Genomic DNA, 24053 nt, shown 5'->3' on the forward strand with positions numbered 1-24053 from the left:
GTCGAATTGTATTTTTTTATCTTATTTTAGGCATTTATTACTTCTTTTTTCACATCTGGTAAGCCTTTTAATAAATTTTCAGCAATTGTTAACCACTTCGATGTCTCTAAGCCATTTGTTTTCATAACAATTTTCAATTGTGATCCTTCCATTCCTAGACCGATCATACGCCCAAAACCATTTCCGAGCATGAATAATTTTCCACCATCAATATTTTGACTTGCTTGTTCAGAAAACAGGAATGTTACTTCAAATTTATTCTGCTTAATTAACTCAATTTGTTCTTTCATTGCCAACACTTTAATATTTGCAATTTGTAATAAATAACCAACTTCTTGTGGGTAATCACCGAATCTATCGATCATTTCTTCCTGCAATTCTTCAATATCCTCAATTGCAGAAACACCTCTAAATTGTTTATACATCATAATTTTTTGCTTACTATCTGAAATATAAGCATCTGGTAAGTATGCATCTACCTCTAAGTCAATTTCAACATTAACTGTATTTTCAGCCCCATCTGTTCCTCTTCGCTGTTCAATTGCATCTTTTAACATTTGAGAATACAGATCAAATCCGACAGAATCAATAAACCCATGCTGTTCTGCCCCTAACAAATTACCTGCTCCACGAATAGATAAATCTCTCATCGCAATTTTGAAACCAGATCCAAGTTCCGTGAACTCTTTAATTGCTTGCAGACGCTTCTCTGCAACTTCTGACAGCACTTTGTCACGTTTATAGGCAAAGTATGCATATGCAACACGATTAGAACGTCCAACACGCCCACGAAGCTGGTACAACTGTGATAACCCCATACGATCTGCATCAAATACAATTAACGTATTTACGTTCGGAATATCTACACCCGTCTCAATAATTGTTGTACTTACAAGAACATCATGCTGTCCTTCTAAAAATGATAGCATAACAGACTCTAATTCACTTTCGTTCATTTTCCCATGTGCGTACGTTACGCGAGCATCTGGAACTAACATCGAAATTTCATCTGCTTTTCTTTCAATATCCTCTACACGGTTATATAGGAAGTAAATTTGACCGCCTCTTGCAAGCTCTCGCTCTATCGCCTCTCGCATTAATGCTGGATTATACTCTACTACATACGTTTGGACTGGGAAACGATTTTCTGGCGGTGTCTCAATAACAGATAAGTCGCGCACACCAAGCATAGACATATGAAGCGTCCGCGGAATCGGAGTTGCCGTTAATGTTAATACGTCAACATTCGCCTTCAATTGTTTAATTTTTTCTTTATGCGTCACACCAAATCTTTGTTCTTCATCAATAATAAGAAGCCCTAAATCTTTATAAGTGACATCTTTAGATAAAATACGATGTGTTCCGATTACAATATCTATTGTGCCATCCTTTAAGCCCTTAATCGTTTCATTTTGTTGTTTTCTCGTACGGAATCTACTTAATAATCCTATATTGATTGGATAATCTTGAAAACGCTCTCGAATTGTTTCATAGTGTTGCTGCGCAAGAATCGTTGTCGGTACTAAAATTGCAACTTGTTTTTCATCCATAATTGCTTTAAATGCCGCACGAATAGCCACTTCAGTCTTTCCATACCCTACATCACCACAAAGGAGCCTATCCATCGGGCGTCCGCGTTCCATATCTTTTTTAATCTCGTCAATAGAACGTAACTGATCCTCTGTCTCTTGATATGGGAAAGATGATTCGAACTCTTGTTGTTCTGCCGTATCTGGCGTATATGCATAGCCTTTTGAAGCTTCGCGCTCAGCATATAGTTTAATTAAGTCATCTGCAATGTCTTGTACAGATTTTTCAACTTTCGTTTTAACTTTTTTCCAATCATTCCCACCTAATTTGTAAACTTTCGGATCCTTACCTTCAGACCCTACATATTTTTGGACTTGATCAATTTGTTCGATTGGAACGTATAACTTATCATTACCTTGATATTTAATATTTAAATAATCTTTATGAACACCATTAATCTCTAATGTCTCAATACCTAAAAATTTACCTATACCATGATTTACGTGAACTACATAATCTCCAACTTTTAATTCCGAATAACTTTTAATACGTTCAGCATTCGATAACTTTTGTTTACGTTGTGATTTTTTAACTTTCTTATGGAAAAGTTCCTTTTCAGTAATGACAACAAACTTTTGCATCGGCATTTCAAATCCTGCATGTAAATCACCTACAGCAATTTGTAATCTTCCAGGCAGTAATATATCTGTACCTTCTACAATATCTGCCTCAATATCATAATCACTTAAAATATGTTGTAATTTTTTCACACGTTCATCATCTGTTCCAAGTACAACAGTCGTAAAATGCCCTTCATTCCATCTATCAATTTCTGTTTTTAACAAATTCATCTGTCCATGGAAATCTTGCATTGTTTTACATGTTACATTCACAATATTTTGCGGATGTGTGTGTGCGATATGACGCAAGAATAACGTTAAATATACAAAACTTCTTTTTTTATGATGAAGAAATCCCTCAAATGCGTGAGAGAAAGATAAATCTTGAATAATCGTTCCTTCACCAAGAAGTGATATATACCATTCCGCCTCTTCTGTTTCAAGATGTGATGCTGTTTCTTGAATACGTGAAATCTCATCTAAAATTACAACACCATCTTCTGGTAAATAATCTATCAGACTAGCAGGTTCTTTATAGAAAATAGATAAGTATTTAAACATCTGTTCTATACTTTGCCCGTTTTTCAACATCTCAATTTCATGACTTACCGTTTCAAGCACTGTAGTCTTTAATTTATCATCAGAAAGTTTTTGCATCGTCTTAGTCAAACCTTCTTCAAGATGCTGAATTCCTGATTTTAATTCTTCCTGCGAAAATAAAAACTCTGTCGCCGGACCAAACCTAACGCTTTCTTTTTTACCTTGAGAGCGCTGTTCATCCACATCAAATAATCGAATAGAATCGACTTCTGTATCGAAGAATTCAATACGAAATGGTAATTCTTCAGTTAAAGGATAAATATCTAATATTCCCCCGCGTAAACTGAACTCCCCTGGGGCTTCTACCATCGACTTACGTTCATAGCCAATATGATGTAAATTGTGCAAGAGCGCATCCAAATCAATCTCTTGCCCTAGATTGATTTCAACTTGCTTTTGCTTCCACAATTCTTTTATTGGTAAAAATCTACGCAATCCTGCCACTGGCGCTACAATGATTCCATTCTCTCCCGCAGCCAAGCGATTTAACACTTCTATACGTTGCGCCTTCAATTCTGGACTTGCAACCCCAATTTCCGATGCTATCAGTTCATTCACTGGATATAGCCACACATCTTTTTCACCAAGTAACGCCACTAAATCTTCATGTACTTTTTGTGCTTGGTATAAGTTATGTGTCACGATTAATTGTGATTTTTTTGTTTTTTTATATAAAGCCGCCATTAATAATGAACGAGAAGATGTTGCCATCCCTGATATAAGTTGTTCCTTTAACCCATCTTCTAATCCATTAATAACCGATTGTATCTCTTCATTTTTATAAAATTGCTCTAATAAACCTATCATTTTTAAAACTCCTCTCAACATAAAGAGCAAGTCATTCTATTTTATGCAAATATTTTGGAAAAGGAAAACAGAAAAATGCTTTGGACATGCCAAAGCGACAACATTTTATTGCAGAAATTTTTCATATTCATAATACTCAGGATAAGATGCGAGCGTTTCTTGACACGATTCACAAATTGTTTTTATATATATATTTCCATTCTCATGAAAATGAATCATCTCTACTACTTCTTGCTCTGTTAGTTGAAATAAAACGTCGCTATATACTTTTTCTGCGTTAATGGATCCTACATTACCTCCGCAGTGTCTGCAATAATAATACCCTTCCATACTAGCCTCCTAAAAATTCAATTACTACTAGTATGGGTAAAACAAAAGAGAAATATTCCCAATCTCATTTTTAACTATTGAAAGTATTCATGATTTGGAGAAAAGGCTTATTTAGCCACTCTTCACATGCATCCGCTGCTTTTTCAATAGAATGGTTAACATCCGGAACCTCTTCAGATGTAAAGCGTCCTAATACATAATCGACTACCTTCATTCCATTTTTCGGGCGATCAATTCCCATACGGATACGTTGAAATTCTTGTGTTCCTAGGTGCGAAATCGTTGACTTTACACCATTATGTCCACCAGCACTACCTTTCATGCGAAGACGCAATTTACCTACAGGAATGTCTAAATCGTCGTACATAACAACGAAGTCCTCAACATCAATTTTATAATAATCCATGAGTGGACGAATACTTTCCCCAGATAAATTCATATATGTTAGCGGCTTTAATAAGATTACCTTTTCTCCATTAACAAACCCTGCACCAAATACACCTTTAAATTTTTGTTCATTCAAAGAAATGTTCCAACGCTTCGCAAGTTCATCAATGGCCATAAATCCAATATTATGCCTTGTTAATTCATATTCTCTACCTGGGTTCCCAAGTCCTACTATCAATTTCATTCTTGTACCACTACTTTCTTTTTTCGATACGAAAAGACGTAACCAAAATTGGTTACGTCTCATTCTATCCAATTAATTGAATAATACACTCACAGATTCTTCTTCGTATACACGAATGATTGCTTCTCCAATTAATGGAGCAACTGAAAGTTCATGTACTTTGTCGATTTTCTTCTCTTCTGGTAATACGATAGAGTTCGTTACAACTAACTCTTTAATATTTGAATTTTGAATACGCTCAATTGCTGGGCCAGATAATACTGGGTGTGTACAGCAAGCATATACTTCAGAAGCGCCGTTCTCAACAAGAGCGTTTGCTGCTAATGTAATTGTACCAGCTGTATCAATGATGTCATCAATTAAAATCGCTGTTTTGCCTTCAATATTACCGATAATGTTCATTACCTCTGATACGTTCGGGCGAGGACGACGCTTATCAATAATAGCGATTGGCGCTTTTAGACGATCTGCCATTTTTCTTGCACGAGTTACACCACCATGGTCAGGAGACACGATTACGATATCTTTAAGACCTTTTGTTTCAAAGTAATCAGAAAGAATCGGTACACCCATTAAGTGGTCGATTGGGATATCAAAGAACCCTTGAATTTGTGGAGCATGTAAATCTAGAGTGATTACACGAGTTGCACCTGCTGTTTCAAGCAAGTTTGCTACAAGTTTCGATGTAATTGGTTCACGAGAACGCGCTTTACGGTCTTGACGCGCATAACCATAGTAAGGAATAACAATATTAATTGTTTTCGCAGATGCACGTTTTAATGCATCGATCATAATAAGTAATTCCATGATATGTTCGTTTACTGGGAAGCTTGTAGATTGAATAATGAATACATCGCAACCACGGATACTTTCTTCAATGTTAATTTGAACTTCTCCATCACTAAAACGATCAACAGAACATTTTCCTAGTCCTACTCCAATATGCTTTGCAATCTGCTCAGCAAGTTCCTTATTAGAGTTTAAAGAGAATACTTTCAAATTAGAATTTAGATATTGAGTCGACATCTAGATTAACCCTCCACATTATGATTTTTTCTTATTCAGCAATTGATCAACATAGTCTTCTTTGTTAACTTGACGTGCACGTGCTACCGATAATGCTTTTGATGGAACATTCTCTGTAATTGTAGAGCCTGCTGCCACATAAGCACCATCTTCAACTGTTACTGGAGCAACAAGGTTTGAATTACATCCAATAAATACCCCATTACCAATCACAGTTTTGAATTTATTCTTACCGTCATAGTTCACCGTAATTGAACCACAACCAAGATTCACGTCTTCTCCAACTTGTGCATCCCCGATATAACTCAAGTGTGAAGCTTTACTTCTATTACCAAAGACAGTTTTTTTGATTTCCACGAAGTTTCCAACGCGTACTTCGTCTCCAATAACTGAATCTGGGCGAATATGTGCAAATGGCCCAACCGATACTTCTGTACCAAGTTTACTATCATGTACAGTAGATTGACGAATTGTCGTACGATCTCCAATTTCACTATCGCGAATTACTGTATGCGGTCCAATTTCACAATCAGAACCAATTACAGTGTTCCCCTCAATAATTGTTCCTGGATGAAGAACTGTATCACTACCGATAATTGCATCAGCAGAAATATAAGTGTTACTTGGATCAATAATTGTAACACCATTTACCATGTTCTTTCGGTTGATACGGTTTTTCATAATAATTTCCGCTTGCGATAGAGCGACTCTGTCGTTAACACCTAACGTTTCATCGAACTGCTCTGTTTGATAAGCTGATACGATATGACCTTCATTTTTTAAAATCTCAATAACATCTGGAAGGTAATATTCACCTTGTACGTTATCATTTGAAACTTTAGAAAGTGAAGCAAATAAAGCCTTATTATCAAAACAATACGTACCTGTATTGATTTCTTTAATAGCTAATTCTTTCTCATTTGCATCTTTATGCTCAACAATCTTTTCAACATGACCATTCTCATTACGAACAATACGGCCATATCCAGCGGGTTCTTCTATGTACGCTGTTAGCACCGTCGCCATTGCTCCTGCTTCTTTATGTTGCTGAAGTAATGCTTCCATCGTTTCAGCAGTTATTAGCGGCGTATCACCACAAATAACTAAAGTTGTTCCTTCTTCATTTGCAAGTACACTTGCAGCTTGATCTACAGCATGTGCTGTACCAAGTTGTTCTGCTTGTAATGCAAACTCACTTACGTTTCCTAGCTGTTCTTGTACCATTTCAGCACCATGCCCAACAACCGTTACAAGTTTCTGCAATCCTAATTGAGATACTTGATCGACTACGTGTTGTACCATAGGTTTTCCACATACAGGATGCAGCACTTTGTATAGCTTAGACTTCATACGTGTGCCTTTACCTGCAGCTAGAATCACTGCAAATCTGTTTGACATATAGACCCTCCATCGCAACCTATTTATCCATTAAAGATATTATCCTAAATCATCATATATTTCAAGAAACACATTTTAACTATTAAATTTTACCATAATTCTTATAAGATGTTTTACTCTTTAGTATCTTTTTTAAGAAATAAGCTATACTATTTAAAATGATTTTGAAAAAATTAGTAGTTTCTTCTTTTTATGTTAATGAATTATGAAATTTTCAAATATAAAGCAAAAAAAAACAAACTCCTGTAAATGCTTACAGGAGTTTGCTACAAAATTATAAGGCTTTTCGTCAAAGCCCTTTTCATTCGAATTTTACGAAGCACCTGCTTCTTCAAACTCAACCTCTTCTAACTCGCCTAAACGATGATACTCTGTTAAAACCGCATCTTGAATTTTAGAGCGTGTACCAGAATTAATCGGATGTGCAATGTCACGGAACTCTCCATCTGGAGTACGTTTACTTGGCATTGCTACAAATAATCCATTATTACCATCAATTACACGAATATCATGAACAACAAATTCATGGTCCAAAGTAATAGAGGCAATTGCTCTCATGCGGCCTTCTGTGTTTACGCGGCGTAATCTTACGTCAGTCACTTCCATCTTGTGTTCACCACCCTTTTCTAAATAAGCGATATATTTGTATAAATTCCACAAATTTTCTATTTTCCCTTTAATTTTTTAAAAATTTTTAAGATAAAAATTTTTAATGTAGTTGAATATAGAGATTAGTGGAGGTTATCGCTTACAAAAGGTTACTTAACTAGGGCGATTACTTCAATTTCAACGGAAACATCTTTCGGTAATTTTGCTACTTGCACACAAGATCGAGCTGGTTTATGAGTAGAGAAATAAGAGCTATATACTTCATTCACAGCATTAAAATCATCCATGTCCTTTAAAAATACTGTTGTTTTTACGACTGTATCAAATGAAGCACCCGCTTCCTCTAATACCGCTTGTAAATTTTGAAATACTTGTTCTGTTTGTACTGTTACATCTCCTGTTACAAGCTCCCCATTTTCCGTTAATGGAATTTGTCCTGAGCTATAAAACATATTATTTACAATAATCCCTTGTGAGTAAGGTCCAATCGCTTGTGGTGCCTTGCTTGTTTGAACAACTTTCATACTTTTCACCCTTTTATTATTTATTTTACTCTTTAAAAATAGTGTACGAAAGGCAGTTTGTCCATCTATTTTATAATCTATAAATAAAATAAAAAAAGATAGAGCTATCTGCTCTATCTTTTATTCCGCCTCTACAAGCCCTTCATCAAATGGCGCAAGAGAATAATTCCCTTTTTCCACTTGAATCGTTTTTTCTTTCACATCAACTTCCGATAGACGAATTAATGATACAAAATTATTAATTAGTCGTTCTTCAATATCTGTGGATTCTACTAATACACCAATACCAACAACATTAGCCTTGAACTCTTCTAACATACTCATCATACCTTGAATTGTTCCGCCAGCTTTCATGAAGTCATCAATAATTAAAACATTAGACCCTTCTGGAAGACTGCGTTTTGCTAACGTCATTGTTTGAATTCGTTTAGAAGAACCCGACACATAGTTAATACTAACAGTCGGACCTTCTGTTACCTTATTATCTTTCCTTGCAATTACAACTGGTACATCTAAGTAATTTGCCACTGCATAAGCAAGTGGAATCCCCTTCGTTGCCACCGTCATAACTGCATCAATTGGTTGCCTAGCAAAAACAGAAGCAAACAAACGACCTGCGCCATTAATATGGCGAGGATTACTCAATAAATCTGTCATGTATAAGTAACCGCCAGGCAAAATACGATCTGGGTTTTCAAATAAGCCACAAAGCTCATCGATAATTAGATCTGCCTCTTCTTCACTTATATACGGTATATATTTCACTCCTCCTGCTGCTCCTGGTATCGTTTGCAATGTGCCGACCCCTTGTTGTTCAAACGTTTGCTTAATAATAACTAAATCTTCACTAATGGAAGACTTAGCCGATTGATACCTTTCAGCAAAAAAAGTGAGAGATACTAGCTGACGAGGGTTTTGTAGCAAGTAATAAGTCATATCGACTAACCTTGTACTTCTTCTAATTTTCATACTCTCACCTCAAATCACGAATATTCTAAACAAATCATAACGTATTATACGTCTTTATTCAAGCGTTTCTCGCTCTCCTAATAAACGTACCGCATAGACTTGTTCACAAAATCCTTTTAATCCGTTATAAATGCGATGCATTCGTGAATCATGGTGTACAAGTCCGAATACAGTTGGACCACTTCCACTCATTAATACAGCATCCGCTCCAAATCGCTTCATCTGTGATTTAATACGGGCAACTTCAGGATGCATTCCAAATGTTACATCTTCTAAAACGTTACCAACAGTATCACAAATTCCTTTATAATCACCAGAATTTATGACATCAACCATTTTATCTACATTTGGATGTGTAACTCGATTTAACTTTAAATTTCCATACACATCAGCAGTAGATACACCTATATGTGGTTTCGCTAAAATAACCCAACAAGAAGGCGGAGTCTTTATATGCTCAATTTTCTCTCCTCTTCCAGTGGCAATTGCTGTGCCTCCGTATACACAGAACGATACATCTGATCCAATTTCTGCGCCAAGCTCTGCTAACTCATCAATTGTAAGCCCTAAATTCCATAATTTATTAAGACCACGTAATGTCGCTGCTGCATCACTACTTCCACCTGCTAATCCAGCTGCTACTGGAATCGTTTTTTCAATAGTAATAGATACACCTTTTTTTACATTAAACTTCTCTTTTAATAATTTCGCTGCCTGATAAGCTAAATTTCGTTGGTCGTCTGGGACATACCGATTATGGGATAAAATTTCAATACGGTCTTCTGCTAATTCCGTTAGTTCTAGACGATCTGCTAAATCAATGGTTGTCATAATCATTTTCACTTCATGATATCCGTCTTGTCTTTTTCCCAGTACATCTAACGACAGATTAATCTTTGCTGGTGCTTTCACTAGTAGCTTCAATCTATTCACCCACTCTATGTACTCAATCTTTTATCGTTTATTTTACCATAAATTTATAGTAAGACGATGACACTTCCCTAATTATAACGAAAAGCATTCAGAATGAAACTACTTATGTAAAATGATGGCACCTTTTAGAGTACAAAAAGCCGAGGAATGTCTCCTCGGCTACCGTAGCATAGAAAGTATCTTACAACTACTGGTTTCGTTTCATTAATTGCTGTTCTGCAATTTCTATAGCACGTTTCACCATGTTACCAGCATCTTTCGCACGAATTCCGCCCCATCCTTCTTTCTGAACAACATCATAAAAGCCAAGCTCTTTTGCTAGCTCTTCTTTAAATTGGTTTGACATGACACCTCTTCGTCTACTCAATGCAGAGTCCCTCCTTATTTTGCTACGGTATAGTTAGTATGCAAAATAATATAGCTTTTCATTTATGGGAATATATGTAATGATATACGGATTATAAAATGACCTCATTATGAGGGTCTCCATAAAATGTTAACTCTACTGTCTCTGTTAAAACATCTGCATAACTATAAGATACACGTTGCAACGCATCTTCTTGTTGATCCAATTGTACAACAAAAACAGAACGGTATGTTTCTGCTAGTACACCTGATTGCTCCACAGTTTTTCTTCTTCCACTATTTGCTTTTAACATAAGTCGCTGTCCAAGATGGTGATCTAATTCGCTTTTAATTTCATCTAAACGTTTTGACATATACTTCGCTACACCTCGCTGTAATTTAGATTGAACACTTAAAACACGATATATCTATCCTAATTATTAACCGCGATTCACAGCTAATATCATCTTGCGTTTGAATAGATAGAAGAAATACTATATTGTAAAAGTATCATTACGTAGTCTGTACGTTCTTGCCTCTTTTTATCCAAATTCATTTAAATCCTTCCATACAAAAAAGCAAGATACATATGTACCCTGCTTACTCTTCGTAATGTTGAAAAGGTAATCCCGTTCGTAAAATCCCTCTCGTTTCAATTCCACCTAGTCCCTTTTCACCAGTAATTGTATTACGTACGACATCCCATACATTGACTCTCTCCATAAATGAAGTAAAACTAATTTTACCAACTACATATACAGGATCTAGTGCATGAATATTAATTCTAGATGGTGAACTAGCGAAATTGGCCCCTGCACGAATTAGTGCCTCAAAGTGCGATTGACATGCCCCAGCAAAAATAACAAGTTGATCCAATGATGGATATTTTTTTCGCACTTCTCGAACAGCCTGTACAAAATGCCTTGAATGCCTATATGCCGCTAAATCTCCCTTCACTCCTTTCGATTTTGTATATGCATCATGCCCCGTAATAACGAGAATGTCTGGGCGAAAGTGATCTATTAAGTCTACTACTTTTTCATGCATCTCCGTTTCTTTACAATGAATACCTTGTACAGGAACGCCAATTTTGTTATATAAGTCTAAGCACTTGCGCAAATATAAAGGGTCTCCATCTATATGCAATACACGTCCCGGCATTTGAAAATAATTCACCTCACTTGTGTATCCACCAGTTGAAGTATGTTCATGCCTTTGTTTCATTAACACATAATCTTGTTGAAACAAACGATACGTGCGCTCCATTGTTTCTTTCTCACGCTTCACCCTTTTTTTATGTTCTCGTTGATCTATACTAATTAAATCTTCAAGTGGCGCATCCGCCACCAGTCTAATTTCCTCTCCAAACAATATAGCTATCTCACCTTTTATTTCTATAATACGAAAAAGAATATCCCTCTTATGAGAATATCGTTCCACTAATTCTCCAACATGTAAAGCCATTCTCCTACCTCCAAACTCATTAGGCCATCTTACCTGTTTTTAAAATATGAATTTAGAGGGAGAAAGGTGACAAAAGGGACAGTTCAAGTTGAACTGTCCCTTTCATATTCTTATGATAATTTATGAAGAACCAATGCATTACTTAATGTTGCAAACTCTTCAATAGATAGCGTTTCGCCTCTTCGCCTTGGATCAATTCCTACTTCTGTTAAAATTCGATCCAATAATTCCTTATCTTTCGGGAAACCATTTAAATTATTTGATAAATTATTCATTAAAGTTTTACGGCGCTGTGCGAAACTTGCTCGTACTACTTCAAAGAAGAACGTTTCATCTGTCACCTCTACAACCGGTTTAGGACGCTTTAGAAGGCGGATAATTGCAGAATCAACGTTTGGCTGTGGTACAAACACTGTACGCGGTACAGTCATAACTGTTTCAACCTCTGTATAATACTGAATGGCAATCGATAAAGAACCATACTCTTTCGTTCCAGGTTTAGCAGCTAAACGATCTCCAACTTCTTTTTGCATCATAACAACAAATCCACGAACTGGTAACTTTTCTTCAAGCAATTTAAATAAAATTGGCGTTGTAATATAGTATGGCAAGTTAGCTACTACCATTACATCTTGCCCTTCTTCAAATTGCTCATTAAATACTTCATGTACATCCGCTTTTAGTACGTCTTTATTAATAACTGTAACGTTACCATATGGTGCTAACGTCTCATCTAAAATTGGTAATAGTCTTTGATCAATTTCAAAAGCCACTACTTTTTTAGCACGCTTCGCTAATTGCTCTGTTAATGCACCGATACCTGGTCCAATTTCAATTGCACCACTTTCTGAACCAATTTCTGCATGATCGACAATACGATTTAATACATTTGTATCAATTAAAAAGTTTTGTCCTAAACTTTTTTTGAATGAAAATCCATACTTTTCAACAATGTCTTTTGTACGATTTGGCGTTGCGATATCCTTCATTTTTTTTCCTCCTGTATTACTTGCTTATAAGCTTCTCCAAATGATTCCTTTGAAACTTGAAACATCTGTAATCGTTTATGTAACTGTTTTGCATTTGTATAACCAATCTTTAATAGCTTACCCATTCTTTCTCTGCGGCTCTTTGCCATTTCTCCGCCCACTAAGCCTGCATCGACTAAATCACTCCAACTAATTTCACTTGTATAAGCTTCCATTTCTTCATGTATATTCTCTAGAGCACGGCGAATCGACTCATTAGAAGCATGTTCGATCCCAACTCCCTTTTTCCTTTTAGCAAGCGCTTCTTCCTTCGGTAAAAAGGCATGCTTACAGCCGGGAACCTTGTCAGAAATAATTTTTCGAATACGCTCTCCAGGATAATCTGGATCTGTGAAAATAATAACGCCCCTTTTTTGCTGCGCTAATTTAACTTGCTCAATAACATGATCACCGATTGCTGAACCGTTCGTTTCAATTGTATCTGCATCAACAGCACGCTTAATCGCAACTGTATCATCTTTACCTTCTACAACGATAATCTCTTTTATTTTCATGCTTGCCTCCACACTCGTTTCGTCTCTACTTAGTAAAACAAAAAAATGACGACTTTTCCATTATTATTTTCCTCATTCTTATATTTTAAAAAATAGAATAGAAAAATCTTTGTTCTCTGTCCTTATTGTAACACTTCATCATTCACATTTATTTTCTTCATCACTTCTACTAGTGTTTTTTCAAAATAAAAAAGAACAGGTTTCCCCATTCTTTTTTATTCAACACCAAATAAAACTTTTGCATTTTTGGTTGTCATTTCTGCTACTTCCTCATAAGAAACACCTTTTAAATTCGCAATTTCTTCTGCTACGAGTTTTACATAACTCGGTTCATTTCGTTTCCCTCGAAATGGATGCGGCGTTAGATATGGACAATCCGTCTCTATTAACAATTTCTCTAATGGAATCTCCGTAGCAACCTCTTTCGGCTTTTTAGCGTTTTTAAATGTAACTGGTCCGCCTAACGAAATTAGAAAGTTCATATCAACACATCGCTCTGCTACTTCTACGCTGCCGCTAAAACAATGCATAATGCCTCCTACTTCAGCTGCATTCTCTTCTTCTAGAATATCAACAATATCTTGAGTTGCATCGCGATTATGTATAATAATCGGCAATTTCACTTTTTTCGCTAATGCAATTTGTTTACGAAATACTTCTTTCTGTATTTCTTTTGGAGACTTATCCCAATGATAATCTAAACCCATTTCTCCAAGTGCAACGACTTTAGGATGAGAAGCAAGTTCTTCTAACCAAGCTAAATGTTCTTCTGTCATGTCAATTGCATCAACTGGATGCCATCCAACCGCAGCGTAAATAAAATCATAGGCTTCAGCTAATTCCATCGCCTTTTTTATTGTTACTTCATCAAAACCAACAACAACTGTATAAGTAACTCCCGCTTCTTTCATTCGGGCAATAACTTCTTGCAAATCTTCTTCAAATTGCTCTGCATTCAAATGCGAATGTGTATCAAACAACATAATACATAACTCCTTTTATATTGAAATCAAGTTTATTCTACAAAAATAAGTTCTTTAATAACTTAACGATAACAATACTACAATCTTAATGCAAAAATAGAGAATGTAAAAAGAAAAAAGACGCTTCACACATGTTACACGTGAAACATCTCTTTTCTTGTCTTAATTACTTGATTTTTGTACCATTTGGTAGATTTTGGTCAATTGATGCTAATGACAATACGCCATTCTCTTCACCCGCTAAAATCATACCTTGCGATAATTCACCGCGTAATTTTACAGGTTTTAAGTTTGTTACACAAATAACCTTTTTACCTTTTAGGTCTTCTGGCGAATAGAATTTTGCAATTCCAGAAACAACTTGACGCTTTTCTGTGCCTAAGTCTAGTTGAATTTTTAACAACTTGTCTGCTTTTTTCACAGGTTCAGCAGATAGTACTTCAGCTACGCGTAATTCTACTTTAAAGAAATCATCAATTGTAATTTCTTCTGCCTTCGGCTCTTCTTCTTTTTTCTCTTCTACTTTAGGGGCAGAGCTTTTCATTTGTTCTTTAATGTACTCTACTTCCACTTCTATTTCTAAACGAGGGAAAATTGGGTTTCCTTTTTCTACTTTTGTTCCAGCTGGAATACAGCCAATTGTAGATAGACTTTCCCAAGATTTATGAGCCTCATCAGTAAGGCCAAGCTGAGCAAACATCTTGCTTGGTGCTACTGTTAAGAATGGCATAAGCATAATACCTGTTTGACGAAGTACTTCTGCTAAATGAGCCATTACAGAAGCTAACTTTTCACGATCATTCTCATCTTTTGCTAATACCCATGGTTGTGTTTCATCAATATATTTATTCGTACGACTAACCAATTGCCAAATAGATCCTAACGCTACAGAGAACTCCATATTCTCCATTGCTTCTTCTACTTTTTTCAAAGTATCTTGTGCAAACGCTACTAACGTTTCATCAAATTCTGTTACATTTGCTTTAAATGCAGGGATTTCTCCGTTAAAGTACTTATCAATCATAGCTACTGTACGATTTAATAAATTACCTAAGTCATTTGCTAAGTCGAAATTAATACGCTCCACAAATCCTTCTGGTGTAAATACGCCATCAGATCCAAATGGAACTTCACGAAGTAAGTAATAACGTAATGCATCCAATCCATAACGATCGATTAATGTAACTGGATCTACTACGTTTCCTTTTGACTTACTCATCTTCCCATCCTTCATTAAAATCCAGCCATGAGCAAAGACTTTCTTTGGAAGAGGTAAATCTAATGCCATTAAAATTATCGGCCAATAAATTGTATGGAAACGAACGATTTCTTTCCCAACTAAATGCACATCTGCAGGCCAGAATTTTTTATATTTCTCTTCATTTGCTGTTCCATAACCTAACGCCGTAATATAGTTAGATAATGCGTCAACCCATACGTAAATAACGTGTTTTGGGTTACCAGGAACACGAACTCCCCAGTCAAATGAAGTACGAGAAACTGCTAAATCTTCTAATCCTGGTTTAATAAAATTATTAATCATTTCATTTTTACGAGACTCCGGTTGAATGAAATGTGGATTATCTTCATAGAACTTTAATAGTCTGTCGACATATTTACCCATTCTAAAGAAATAAGATTCTTCACGAACAAGTTCTACATCATGACCACTATCTGGGCTTTTTCCTCCAACTACTTTGTCACCTTCCATAATTGGATCTACTAATTGGTGCTCTGTATAGAACGTCTCATCTTGTACAGAATACCAACCTTCATATTCATCAAGATAAATGTCACCTTGATCTACTAATTGCTTAAAGATTTTTTCGACAACATCTTTATGACGATCTTCAGTTGTACGAATAAAATCATCATAAGAAATATCCATCTTCTCCCAAAGCTCTTTAATTCCTGCAACAATATTATCAACATATGCCTGTGGCGTAATATTTAACTCTTCTGCTTTCTTTTGGATCTTCTGTCCATGCTCATCAGTTCCTGTTAAATAATGCACATTATATCCTTGCATACGCTTATATCGTGCCATCGCATCTCCTGCTACTGTCGTATAAGCATGTCCAATGTGTAATTTTCCACTTGGATAATAAATTGGGGTAGTAATATAAAAGGACTTATTTTCCTCTGTCATTGTTTTGGACCTCCCGAATAACCTCATATGTATTTATAAACAGTATATCAAAAACTCATATATAAAGTGAAACTTTAATCAGTGGGGTTTTTCTTCATCCTCACTGATTATTAGCCCACATCAATCGGGCTTTTACGAGCAGCCCGAATCTAACTTATCTTCTTTACTCCAACCTAATTTTGAATTTTGGGTCTTAATGCTCGATATCTTTATCATCTATTGCTCATATTTCAAAAAATATACAATCTCCACTTAAATTTGTTAATTTTTCAGAAAAAAACGTAAATAATTGTGGAATATCCTCTCAATCTATTATATATAAGAAATAAGAAATCTATAAATCTTTTTAAAAAATATAGAATTTAAGAATTGACGGAAATGTAAATGATTGGTATCATATGTCCATAGGGTATTTTGTCGAAAAATGACGAATCTAAAAATAGACTCGAAACTTATAAACTATTTATTTAGGAGGAAAAAAATTATGAAATCTACTGGTATTGTTCGTAAAGTTGATGAATTAGGTCGTGTAGTAATTCCAATCGAATTACGCCGTACTTTAGGTATTGCAGAAAAGGACGCTCTTGAAATCTATGTTGATGACGAAAAAATCATCTTAAAGAAATATAAACCAAACATGACTTGCCAAGTAACTGGTGAAGTATCTGACGGTAACCTTTCTTTAGCTGAAGGTAAAATCATCTTAAGCAAAGAAGGCGCTGAGCAAATCTTAAACGAACTTCAAGATTATATCGAAACAGCAAAATAAGCTTCTCAATTATGAGAAGCTTATTTTTTATCGACATGATAGATTTGATATACATCTCTTTTCGACAAATCTCGATCTTTAGCGACTGTTTTAATCGCTTCTTTTGAATTCATACTTTTTTCATTTATATAATGTTCAATATGATCATATACCGAAAGAGATTCCCACCATTGTTCTTCTGGAGCAGGTTCTTCTGTTGAACCAGCTACTAAAATACAAAACTCACCACGTACTTCATTTTGCTTCGTCCACTCAATTGCTTCTTCGATTGTTCCTCGAATAAATTCCTCAAATTTTTTCGTTAACTCTCGACATAATACAATCTCTCTATTTCCCAACACTTCCTGCATCGAAATTAAAGTATCATCTAAACGATGAGGTGCTTCATAAAACATCATTGTAGTTTGTACATAACGAAGCTTTTCTAACTCCATCTTCCGTTCCTTTTTGTTTCTCTGCAAGAAACCATAGAAATAAAACTGCTTTGTTTCAAGACCGGATGCAATTAATGCTGTAAGGGCTGCATTTGCTCCAGGAAGCGGAATTACATGATATTGCTCAGCTACTGCCTCAACGACAATATCGTAACCTGGATCAGAAATACACGGCATGCCAGCGTCACTAACAAGTGCTACATTCTTTCCATCCTCTAATTTCTCTAATAGTTTCTTCCCACTTACTTCTTTATTGTGCTCATGATAACTCGTGACAGGTGTTTCAATTTCAAAATAATTACAAAGTTTTTTCGTTTGTCTCGTATCTTCAGCAGCAATTAAATCAACTTCTTTTAAAATTCGGATTGCACGAAATGTCATATCTTCTAGATTTCCAATAGGAGTTGGTACTAAATATAAAACTCCCTTTTCATTTTGTTGAAAGCTTTTTTGTTGCCACATAGCGTTCTCCTTTTTGCATATATGCCTCTTTTTGTTTTCTCGTTAATTGCTTAAAGTAATACTCCGCTTGCATAGCTGTACGCTTATCATCGTGGGTCTCTACATATTTTAAAACGACAGGAAGCCTGACGCGTGTATACTTAGCCCCTTTGCCGCTATTATGAGTCTGAATTCTCTTTTCTATATGGTTTGTATATCCAGCATAATAACTTCCATCAGAGCACTCTACCACATAAAAAAAGTGCTTATTCTTCTCCATATAAAATTAAACGTAGCTCCTTTGTATATTCGTTATTGTTCTCATATACAACGAGAGGCGGTAAAATTTTCAAATCTGCATTTCCATCCTTAATTCCTTCAATTAACAATGTATTTGCTTCTTTTCCAACCTTAGGATAAACAAATTGCACACGCTTTGGTTCAATTTTATATTTACGCATTAATGTGACAATGTCGAGTAATCGCCCTGGACGATGTACAAACGCCACTTTCCCACCTTGTTTTACTAACTGACTACTTGCAGATACAACATCTTCTAATGTACACATAATTTCATGACGAGCTATCGCTAAATGTTCATTCATATTTTTCTCTGAAGTTTGAGGTGTTTGAAAATATGGTGGATTACATGTAACAACATCATATTGATGACGTCCGAGTTTCTCTGGCATATCTTTCAAATCTCCATGTACGAGGTGAATTCTTTCTTCCAGCCCATTATATTGAACACTTCTTACTCCCATATCATATAAGCGTTCTTGAATTTCCACACCAGTAATCTTTCCTTTTGTTCTTGTACTTAATAGAAGGGGGACAACTGCGTTACCTGTACACAAATCAAGTAAATTCCCCTTTTGAATTGGCACCCATGCAAAATCTGCCAGTAAAACCGCATCTAAAGAAAAATTAAATACTGATGGGCTTTGTATAATCTTCATGTCTTGCGCTAATAAGTAATCTAAACGTTCATCTTCATATAAATTCATATACTGCTCCTTTTCTTACCCTTAACCTACCCTATTTCATGTATAAAAAATTACCTTTCCAATTATAATTGGAAAGGTAATTTCACTTTTTATTTAAGAATGACAGACAGAACAAACAATCTCCCTCTTTACGTACACTTCCATAATGTAGATTGCAAATATGAAAACCTTCTTGATACAGTCTCGCTAAATTGTCATAGCCTTCACCAATATCTGTTTTCGGCTTCACTTCTTTACGTTTTTGAGTTTTTTGTTTTTCTTTATTCTGCACTTCTTCAAAACGGTGTCGCAAATTGTTATTTTCCATTTTTATATGCTGGTTTTCTTCCAACAACTCTGCAAGATGCTGTTTTAACTCTCCCAACTGTTTGTATAAATGTCCAATTTGCTCTTCCATACTAGAAACCGATTCAAAAATATCTTTTTTCTCCACAAGCACCCACCTCATTAATCTGTGGTTTGACTCGAAACGACCCCTTTATTCACTAACTCATCTAACGTATATTCTACTATCCGTTCCTTGTCTACTAGTTCCACTTGAATTAATCTTTCTAAAATATTTAATCCGATCACACGGCCAGTACCATGCGGGGTTTGTATACGTTGATCTAAATCAGGAAGTTGTTCCTTTGCTGCCTCATATTCATCATTCTCATATTTTAAGCAACACATTAAGCGACCACATAAACCAGAGATTTTTGCAGGATTTAATGATAAATTTTGATCCTTTGCCATTTTAATGGATACAGGTTCAAAATCTCCTAAAAAAGTAGAACAACAAAGCATACGACCACATGGACCAATACCACCTAGCATCTTCGCTTCATCACGAACACCAATTTGTCTTAGTTCAATTCTTGTTCTAAAAATTGCCGCTAAGTCCTTCACTAGTTCGCGGAAATCAATCCGACCATCCGCAGTAAAATAGAAAATAATCTTATTACGATCGAATGTATACTCTACATCTACAAGTTTCATATCAAGATTATGCTCTACTACCTTTTGTTGACAGACTTGATATGCTTCTTTTGCAGCATGTTTGTTCTCTTCAACAATGGTACGATCATTTTCATTTGCAATACGAATAACCTTTTTTAGCGGTAATACAACGTCGTTTTCATCAACTTGCTTTTTGGTAATAACTACTTTTCCGTATTCAATACCTCTTACCGTTTCTACAATAACAAACTCATTTTCAGAGATATCGAACTGAATTGGATCAAAGTAATATACCTTTCCGGCCTTCTTAAAGCGAACACCTACTACATCATACAAAACGGTCATCCCTCCTGCAACCGCAACACTAACTGTTCGAACACAAGCTGCGCATTTACATTAGCGTTGATTCTATTTTTTGCCTCTAATATATTAAAGAGAGCTGATACAATGCGCTTCTGAGCATAGGAAAACGATTCAAACATCTCTTTCTGCTCATGAAAAACAAGACGATCTTCTTCTCCAAGTTGAACATATAGTAAATCCTTATAAATAAGGAGTAACATATCTAACCCTTGCTGTAATTGTTCTTTCTCTCCAAAGTGTTTTCCCCATTTTTCTTGTACAAAAAAAATAGAGGTTTTATCTTTTTCGAGCGCTTCACATAATTTTATCACTAAAGCTCGTGCTTGTGCAAACCATTCATCACTACATAAAGCTAAAGCTTCATCAAAACTATTTGTGAGTTGAGCAGCAAGTGTCGATAAAGATGCTGTAATACCTTCTTCCTGTAATCTTCTAATTAAAGATTCTGTAGGTAACGGTCTAAACGTAACAACTTGGCAACGAGATAAAATCGTATTTAAAATTTGATGACTTTGTTCAGTAAGTAAAATAGCGGTTGTATCACTACTTGGTTCTTCTAAAAATTTCAAAAGTGTATTTGCCGCATTTGCCGTCATACGATCTGCGTGCTCAATAATATACAATTTTTTATTTGCCTCTAATCCTGTTTTTGAAAACTCTTCTTGTAAATCATGAATTTGCTGCTTCTTAATAGATAATCCGTCTGGTTTTACAATATGTAAGTTAGGGTGGTTACCTGAATCAATTCGCTTACAATTTGTGCATACATGACAGGGCTCTACTCCATTCCGCTGAGAACAGAGGAAACTCTTTGCCATTTGAATTGCTGTCGCAAACTTTCCCGTACCTTTCCCTCCCTCTAACAAGTAAGCGTGGGATATACGCTCTTTTGCAATGCTATTCATCAACATTTTTACACCGATGGGTTGTATAGCAGAAAGCTGCTCCCACGTCTTCATCATAATGCATACCTCACTTATTTCATTCTTTCCTTCTATTATAACAATTTATCTTCTATAATCTGAACAACTTCTTCTATAAGTTTTTCCATCGGCTGATCAGCATTTACCAATACAATACGATCCGAGAAACGTTCTACAACTTGTAAATACCCTTCGCGCACACGTTTATGGAAAGAGATATCTTCCATATCTAGTCGATTTACTTCACGTCCTGCATCTTTTTCAATCCGAGCCAAGCCAACCTCAGGCTCAATGTCTAGATAAATTGTTAAACTAGGCATACAGTCCTCTGTTGCGAAACGATTTATTTCAAATACCTTATCCATACCCAATCCTCTTGCATAGCCTTGATATGCTAAAGAGCTATCTATAAAACGATCACATAACACGAGATAGTTCTCATTAAGTGCTGGCATAACTTTTTCTACTAAGTGTTGTCTGCGCGCAGCAGCATAAAGAAGCGCTTCTGTACGTGCTTCCATCATCGTATATTCTTGTTTATGTAAAATCGTCCTAATGTCCTCAGAAATTGCAATACCACCTGGTTCCCTTGTCGCCATTACCTTTTGTGCTTTCTGTTCAAAATATGGCAATAAGCTTTTAATTAACGTTGTTTTACCTGAACCTTCTGGGCCTTCAATTGTTACAAATAATCCCTTCATCCTAAAACCTACTTTCTATATCATACACTTTCATATATTTCGTATTACCTTGAAAACGAGCTCCTGCTCTCTCTAAATACATAATTTGCTCTTTATGCTCTGAAGTAATTCTCTCTCCATACATAACCAATGGAATTCCAGGTGGATACGGAATCACCATTTCCGCCGCTATCATTCCAACAGCCTCTTCTATAGATACTATCTTTGTTCCATATCTTTCTAGTTGTTTATACGTATACGGCAAAGGAGAGAATTCACCTTTATAAGTATAACGAATAGATTCCCTCTTGTCTTTCACGTCATAATGTTGCAATGCTACTCGGATCATCTCTATAACCTTCATATACCCCTCATTTGCTTGCAGGGGTAAAATAAATAGGACATTGTACGGATCAGCCATCTCTGTATATATACCGACCTTTTCAAATACGGACTGTAATTCGTACCCTGATAACTGACAACGAGTTTGTACGGTAACCTTTAACTCGTCTTGCAACGGATATTCTAAAATGGCGATTTGGGGAATAGAACGTAACCGTTCCTTAAATCTCCGTAAAAACTCAACAATTTCACCATGACCTTCTTCTTTTATACGCGCCATTGTAAAGCGTGCTATATCCAAGGAAGCCATAATTGGATACGATGGACTACTAGATTGTAGCATACTTAAATAAGTAGTAACCTTCTCTTCGTCTACTAAGTGACTATTTATATGTAAATAGGAACCCATTGTCATTGCGGGTAATGTCTTATGTGCAGAATGCACTACAATATCTGCACCATATGTTAACGCTGATTTCGGGAATGGTTCTCCTAAACAAAGATGTGCCCCATGTGCCTCATCTATCAAAACAGGGATTTCATGTGCATGTGCAAAAGCGATGCTTGCCTCTAAATCCATCCCCATACCATAATAATTAGGATGCGTTAGAATGAGTGCTTTCGCATTTGGATATTTTCCAATTGCTTTATTAATAATTTCATTACGAACTCCCACTGGTACGTTATAAGTTTCATCAATCCATGGATCTAAAAAAATGGGATTTGCTCCCGCTAGTTTTAAACCATTAATAATTGATTTATGACAATTTCTTTGCACAAGAACAATATCATGTTCCCCACAACAAGACAAAATCATTGCTAAGTTCCCGACTGTTGAACCATTAATTAAAAAATAACTTCTCTTTGTATCATACACTTCAGCCAATAATTGTTGTGCCTCATCTATACATTCAAACGGACTATGCAAATCATCTAGTCCTGCTAACTCAGTTACATCAATAGATAGAATATCTTTAAACTCTCTTATTGCCTTCTGAGGGAAGTTTAAACCATTCTTATGACCTGGAACATGAAAGGACAACGGCCCCCTTTCTTTAAACTCGATTAACGCCTCATATAAAGGCATATGATTTTGATTCATCTACATCTCTTCCTTATTATTCATTCTCCATCTATTATACAAAACAAAAAAAATAATAGGCATATGCCTATTTAAAAATATGATACTTCTAATTTTCGAAGTTGCTTTAAATAATGTATATATTTCGGATCATCTGTCTCTGTATTCACCATATCCTTTTCACATTCATAACATATTAAATTATTATAAACATATATACCTTCTTTTCTTTTTGTCTCACAAACAATACAAACTTCACTTTGTAATTTCATAACCTTCCCTCCCTATTTAAGTGAACCTATTTTATACTTCTAATCCTTAACAATTTCCAGAAAAATATACACCCATCTCTTATATAATATGATTAACTCTTGGGCAACGTGTTTGTATTACCATTACTTCTTTCCCATTCTTTTTAACAATACAAAAAAACACAAGTCAAAAGACTTGTGTTTTTAGTTGCTTGGCGACGTCCTACTCTCACAGGGACAAGGTCCCAACTACCATCGGCGCTAGAGAGCTTAACTTCCGTGTTCGGTATGGGAACGGGTGTGACCTCTCTGCCATCATCACCAAACTATGAAGGCATATTCCTTCAAAACTAGATAACATT

Annotated in this window: 26 protein-coding genes and 1 rRNA gene; 1 reads left to right on the plus strand and 26 read right to left on the minus strand. The window is 35.7% G+C overall.

Annotation, left to right across the window (positions count from 1 at the left end; genetic code table 11):
• Positions 1 to 26: 26 nt before the first annotated feature.
• The 16 genes from mfd to metG all read right to left on the minus strand — a co-directional run bounded on the left by mfd (position 27) and on the right by metG (position 16461).
• On the minus strand, positions 27 to 3557 hold the full coding sequence (mfd, locus tag ACTJJY_RS10245) for a transcription-repair coupling factor (RefSeq protein WP_440605457.1): 3531 nt from the start codon (positions 3555 to 3557) through the stop codon (positions 27 to 29).
• A gap of 105 nt (positions 3558 to 3662) precedes the next feature.
• The gene (locus tag ACTJJY_RS10250; RefSeq protein WP_000399438.1) at positions 3663 to 3887 is read right to left on the minus strand and encodes an anti-sigma-F factor Fin family protein; all 225 of its coding nucleotides are present in this window, start codon (positions 3885 to 3887) and stop codon (positions 3663 to 3665) included.
• A gap of 70 nt (positions 3888 to 3957) precedes the next feature.
• A complete protein-coding gene (pth, locus tag ACTJJY_RS10255) occupies positions 3958 to 4518 on the minus strand; it encodes an aminoacyl-tRNA hydrolase (RefSeq protein WP_440605545.1) in 561 nt (186 codons plus the stop codon).
• A gap of 72 nt (positions 4519 to 4590) precedes the next feature.
• Positions 4591 to 5544 carry a ribose-phosphate diphosphokinase gene (locus ACTJJY_RS10260; protein WP_000107420.1) on the minus strand — a complete coding sequence of 318 codons (954 nt, stop codon included), beginning with the start codon at positions 5542 to 5544 and terminating at the stop codon, positions 4591 to 4593.
• Positions 5545 to 5562: 18 nt separating this feature from the next.
• Positions 5563 to 6942, minus strand: a complete 1380-nt coding sequence (glmU, locus tag ACTJJY_RS10265; RefSeq protein ID WP_000071039.1) for a bifunctional UDP-N-acetylglucosamine diphosphorylase/glucosamine-1-phosphate N-acetyltransferase GlmU — start codon at positions 6940 to 6942, stop codon at positions 5563 to 5565.
• A 312-nt stretch (positions 6943 to 7254) separates the two neighbouring features.
• Positions 7255 to 7548, minus strand: a complete 294-nt coding sequence (gene spoVG, locus ACTJJY_RS10270) for a septation regulator SpoVG (RefSeq protein ID WP_000454041.1) — start codon at positions 7546 to 7548, stop codon at positions 7255 to 7257.
• 152 nt (positions 7549 to 7700) lie between these two features.
• Positions 7701 to 8075 (minus strand): RidA family protein, encoded by a 375-nt coding sequence (locus ACTJJY_RS10275; RefSeq protein ID WP_000869823.1) that lies wholly within the window; start codon positions 8073 to 8075, stop codon positions 7701 to 7703.
• A gap of 120 nt (positions 8076 to 8195) precedes the next feature.
• The gene (gene purR, locus ACTJJY_RS10280; RefSeq protein ID WP_000702466.1) at positions 8196 to 9044 is read right to left on the minus strand and encodes a pur operon repressor; all 849 of its coding nucleotides are present in this window, start codon (positions 9042 to 9044) and stop codon (positions 8196 to 8198) included.
• A 54-nt stretch (positions 9045 to 9098) separates the two neighbouring features.
• Positions 9099 to 9968, minus strand: coding sequence for a 4-(cytidine 5'-diphospho)-2-C-methyl-D-erythritol kinase (ispE, locus tag ACTJJY_RS10285; protein WP_000772104.1), 870 nt, complete (start codon positions 9966 to 9968; stop codon positions 9099 to 9101).
• Between the two features lie 196 nt (positions 9969 to 10164).
• Positions 10165 to 10344 (minus strand): acid-soluble spore protein SspF, encoded by a 180-nt coding sequence (sspF, locus tag ACTJJY_RS10290; protein WP_002094215.1) that lies wholly within the window; start codon positions 10342 to 10344, stop codon positions 10165 to 10167.
• A gap of 91 nt (positions 10345 to 10435) precedes the next feature.
• Positions 10436 to 10696 carry a biofilm formation stimulator Veg gene (gene veg, locus ACTJJY_RS10295; RefSeq protein ID WP_000044347.1) on the minus strand — a complete coding sequence of 87 codons (261 nt, stop codon included), beginning with the start codon at positions 10694 to 10696 and terminating at the stop codon, positions 10436 to 10438.
• 226 nt (positions 10697 to 10922) lie between these two features.
• The gene (gene yabG, locus ACTJJY_RS10300) at positions 10923 to 11786 is read right to left on the minus strand and encodes a sporulation peptidase YabG (RefSeq protein WP_001173734.1); all 864 of its coding nucleotides are present in this window, start codon (positions 11784 to 11786) and stop codon (positions 10923 to 10925) included.
• Positions 11787 to 11896: 110 nt separating this feature from the next.
• Complete coding sequence (gene rsmA, locus ACTJJY_RS10305; RefSeq protein WP_440605458.1) at positions 11897 to 12775, minus strand: 16S rRNA (adenine(1518)-N(6)/adenine(1519)-N(6))-dimethyltransferase RsmA; 879 nt, start codon at positions 12773 to 12775, stop codon at positions 11897 to 11899.
• Positions 12772 to 13329 (minus strand): ribonuclease M5, encoded by a 558-nt coding sequence (gene rnmV / locus ACTJJY_RS10310; protein ID WP_000692837.1) that lies wholly within the window; start codon positions 13327 to 13329, stop codon positions 12772 to 12774. The genes rsmA and rnmV overlap by 4 nt, the downstream gene beginning before the upstream one ends.
• Positions 13330 to 13544: 215 nt before the next feature.
• Complete coding sequence (locus ACTJJY_RS10315) at positions 13545 to 14312, minus strand: TatD family hydrolase (RefSeq protein WP_071731619.1); 768 nt, start codon at positions 14310 to 14312, stop codon at positions 13545 to 13547.
• A 166-nt stretch (positions 14313 to 14478) separates the two neighbouring features.
• Positions 14479 to 16461, minus strand: a complete 1983-nt coding sequence (metG, locus tag ACTJJY_RS10320) for a methionine--tRNA ligase (protein ID WP_000134131.1) — start codon at positions 16459 to 16461, stop codon at positions 14479 to 14481.
• Between the two features lie 484 nt (positions 16462 to 16945).
• On the opposite strand from metG, the gene ACTJJY_RS10325 reads away from it, so the two are divergent.
• Positions 16946 to 17230 carry an AbrB/MazE/SpoVT family DNA-binding domain-containing protein gene (locus tag ACTJJY_RS10325; RefSeq protein WP_000843036.1) on the plus strand — a complete coding sequence of 95 codons (285 nt, stop codon included), beginning with the start codon at positions 16946 to 16948 and terminating at the stop codon, positions 17228 to 17230.
• A 20-nt stretch (positions 17231 to 17250) separates the two neighbouring features.
• Here the strand turns inward: ACTJJY_RS10325 and rsmI are convergent, their stop codons facing one another.
• From rsmI to rrf, 10 genes are all read right to left on the minus strand, one after another.
• Positions 17251 to 18126, minus strand: coding sequence for a 16S rRNA (cytidine(1402)-2'-O)-methyltransferase (rsmI, locus tag ACTJJY_RS10330; protein WP_000267820.1), 876 nt, complete (start codon positions 18124 to 18126; stop codon positions 17251 to 17253).
• Complete coding sequence (locus tag ACTJJY_RS10335; protein ID WP_000414350.1) at positions 18095 to 18385, minus strand: GIY-YIG nuclease family protein; 291 nt, start codon at positions 18383 to 18385, stop codon at positions 18095 to 18097. Before ACTJJY_RS10335 ends, rsmI begins: the two co-directional genes overlap by 32 nt.
• Entirely contained in the window at positions 18372 to 19112 is a 741-nt protein-coding gene (locus ACTJJY_RS10340; RefSeq protein ID WP_440605459.1) for a tRNA1(Val) (adenine(37)-N6)-methyltransferase, read from the minus strand. Before ACTJJY_RS10340 ends, ACTJJY_RS10335 begins: the two co-directional genes overlap by 14 nt.
• An 82-nt stretch (positions 19113 to 19194) precedes the next feature.
• Positions 19195 to 19545 (minus strand): DNA replication initiation control protein YabA, encoded by a 351-nt coding sequence (gene yabA / locus ACTJJY_RS10345; protein WP_000412063.1) that lies wholly within the window; start codon positions 19543 to 19545, stop codon positions 19195 to 19197.
• Positions 19546 to 19559: 14 nt separating this feature from the next.
• Positions 19560 to 20387: a PSP1 domain-containing protein gene (locus ACTJJY_RS10350; RefSeq protein ID WP_440605460.1), complete on the minus strand. Its 828-nt coding sequence runs from the start codon at positions 20385 to 20387 to the stop codon at positions 19560 to 19562.
• Between the two features lie 5 nt (positions 20388 to 20392).
• Positions 20393 to 21376 carry a DNA polymerase III subunit delta' gene (holB, locus tag ACTJJY_RS10355; protein ID WP_000978578.1) on the minus strand — a complete coding sequence of 328 codons (984 nt, stop codon included), beginning with the start codon at positions 21374 to 21376 and terminating at the stop codon, positions 20393 to 20395.
• A gap of 35 nt (positions 21377 to 21411) precedes the next feature.
• A complete protein-coding gene (gene tmk / locus ACTJJY_RS10360; RefSeq protein ID WP_000677218.1) occupies positions 21412 to 22038 on the minus strand; it encodes a dTMP kinase in 627 nt (208 codons plus the stop codon).
• Between the two features lies 1 nt (position 22039).
• On the minus strand, positions 22040 to 23461 hold the full coding sequence (locus ACTJJY_RS10365) for an aminotransferase class I/II-fold pyridoxal phosphate-dependent enzyme (RefSeq protein WP_440605461.1): 1422 nt from the start codon (positions 23459 to 23461) through the stop codon (positions 22040 to 22042).
• Positions 23462 to 23532: 71 nt separating this feature from the next.
• The gene (locus tag ACTJJY_RS10370; protein WP_000776279.1) at positions 23533 to 23712 is read right to left on the minus strand and encodes a sigma factor G inhibitor Gin; all 180 of its coding nucleotides are present in this window, start codon (positions 23710 to 23712) and stop codon (positions 23533 to 23535) included.
• A 189-nt stretch (positions 23713 to 23901) separates the two neighbouring features.
• Positions 23902 to 24017, minus strand: a 5S ribosomal RNA gene (rrf, locus tag ACTJJY_RS10375).
• Between the last annotated feature and the right edge of the window lie 36 nt (positions 24018 to 24053).

Origin of the sequence: Bacillus sp. 22475 (assembly GCF_052044835.1) — a bacterium.
GTDB lineage: Bacteria > Bacillota > Bacilli > Bacillales > Bacillaceae_G > Bacillus_A > Bacillus_A cereus.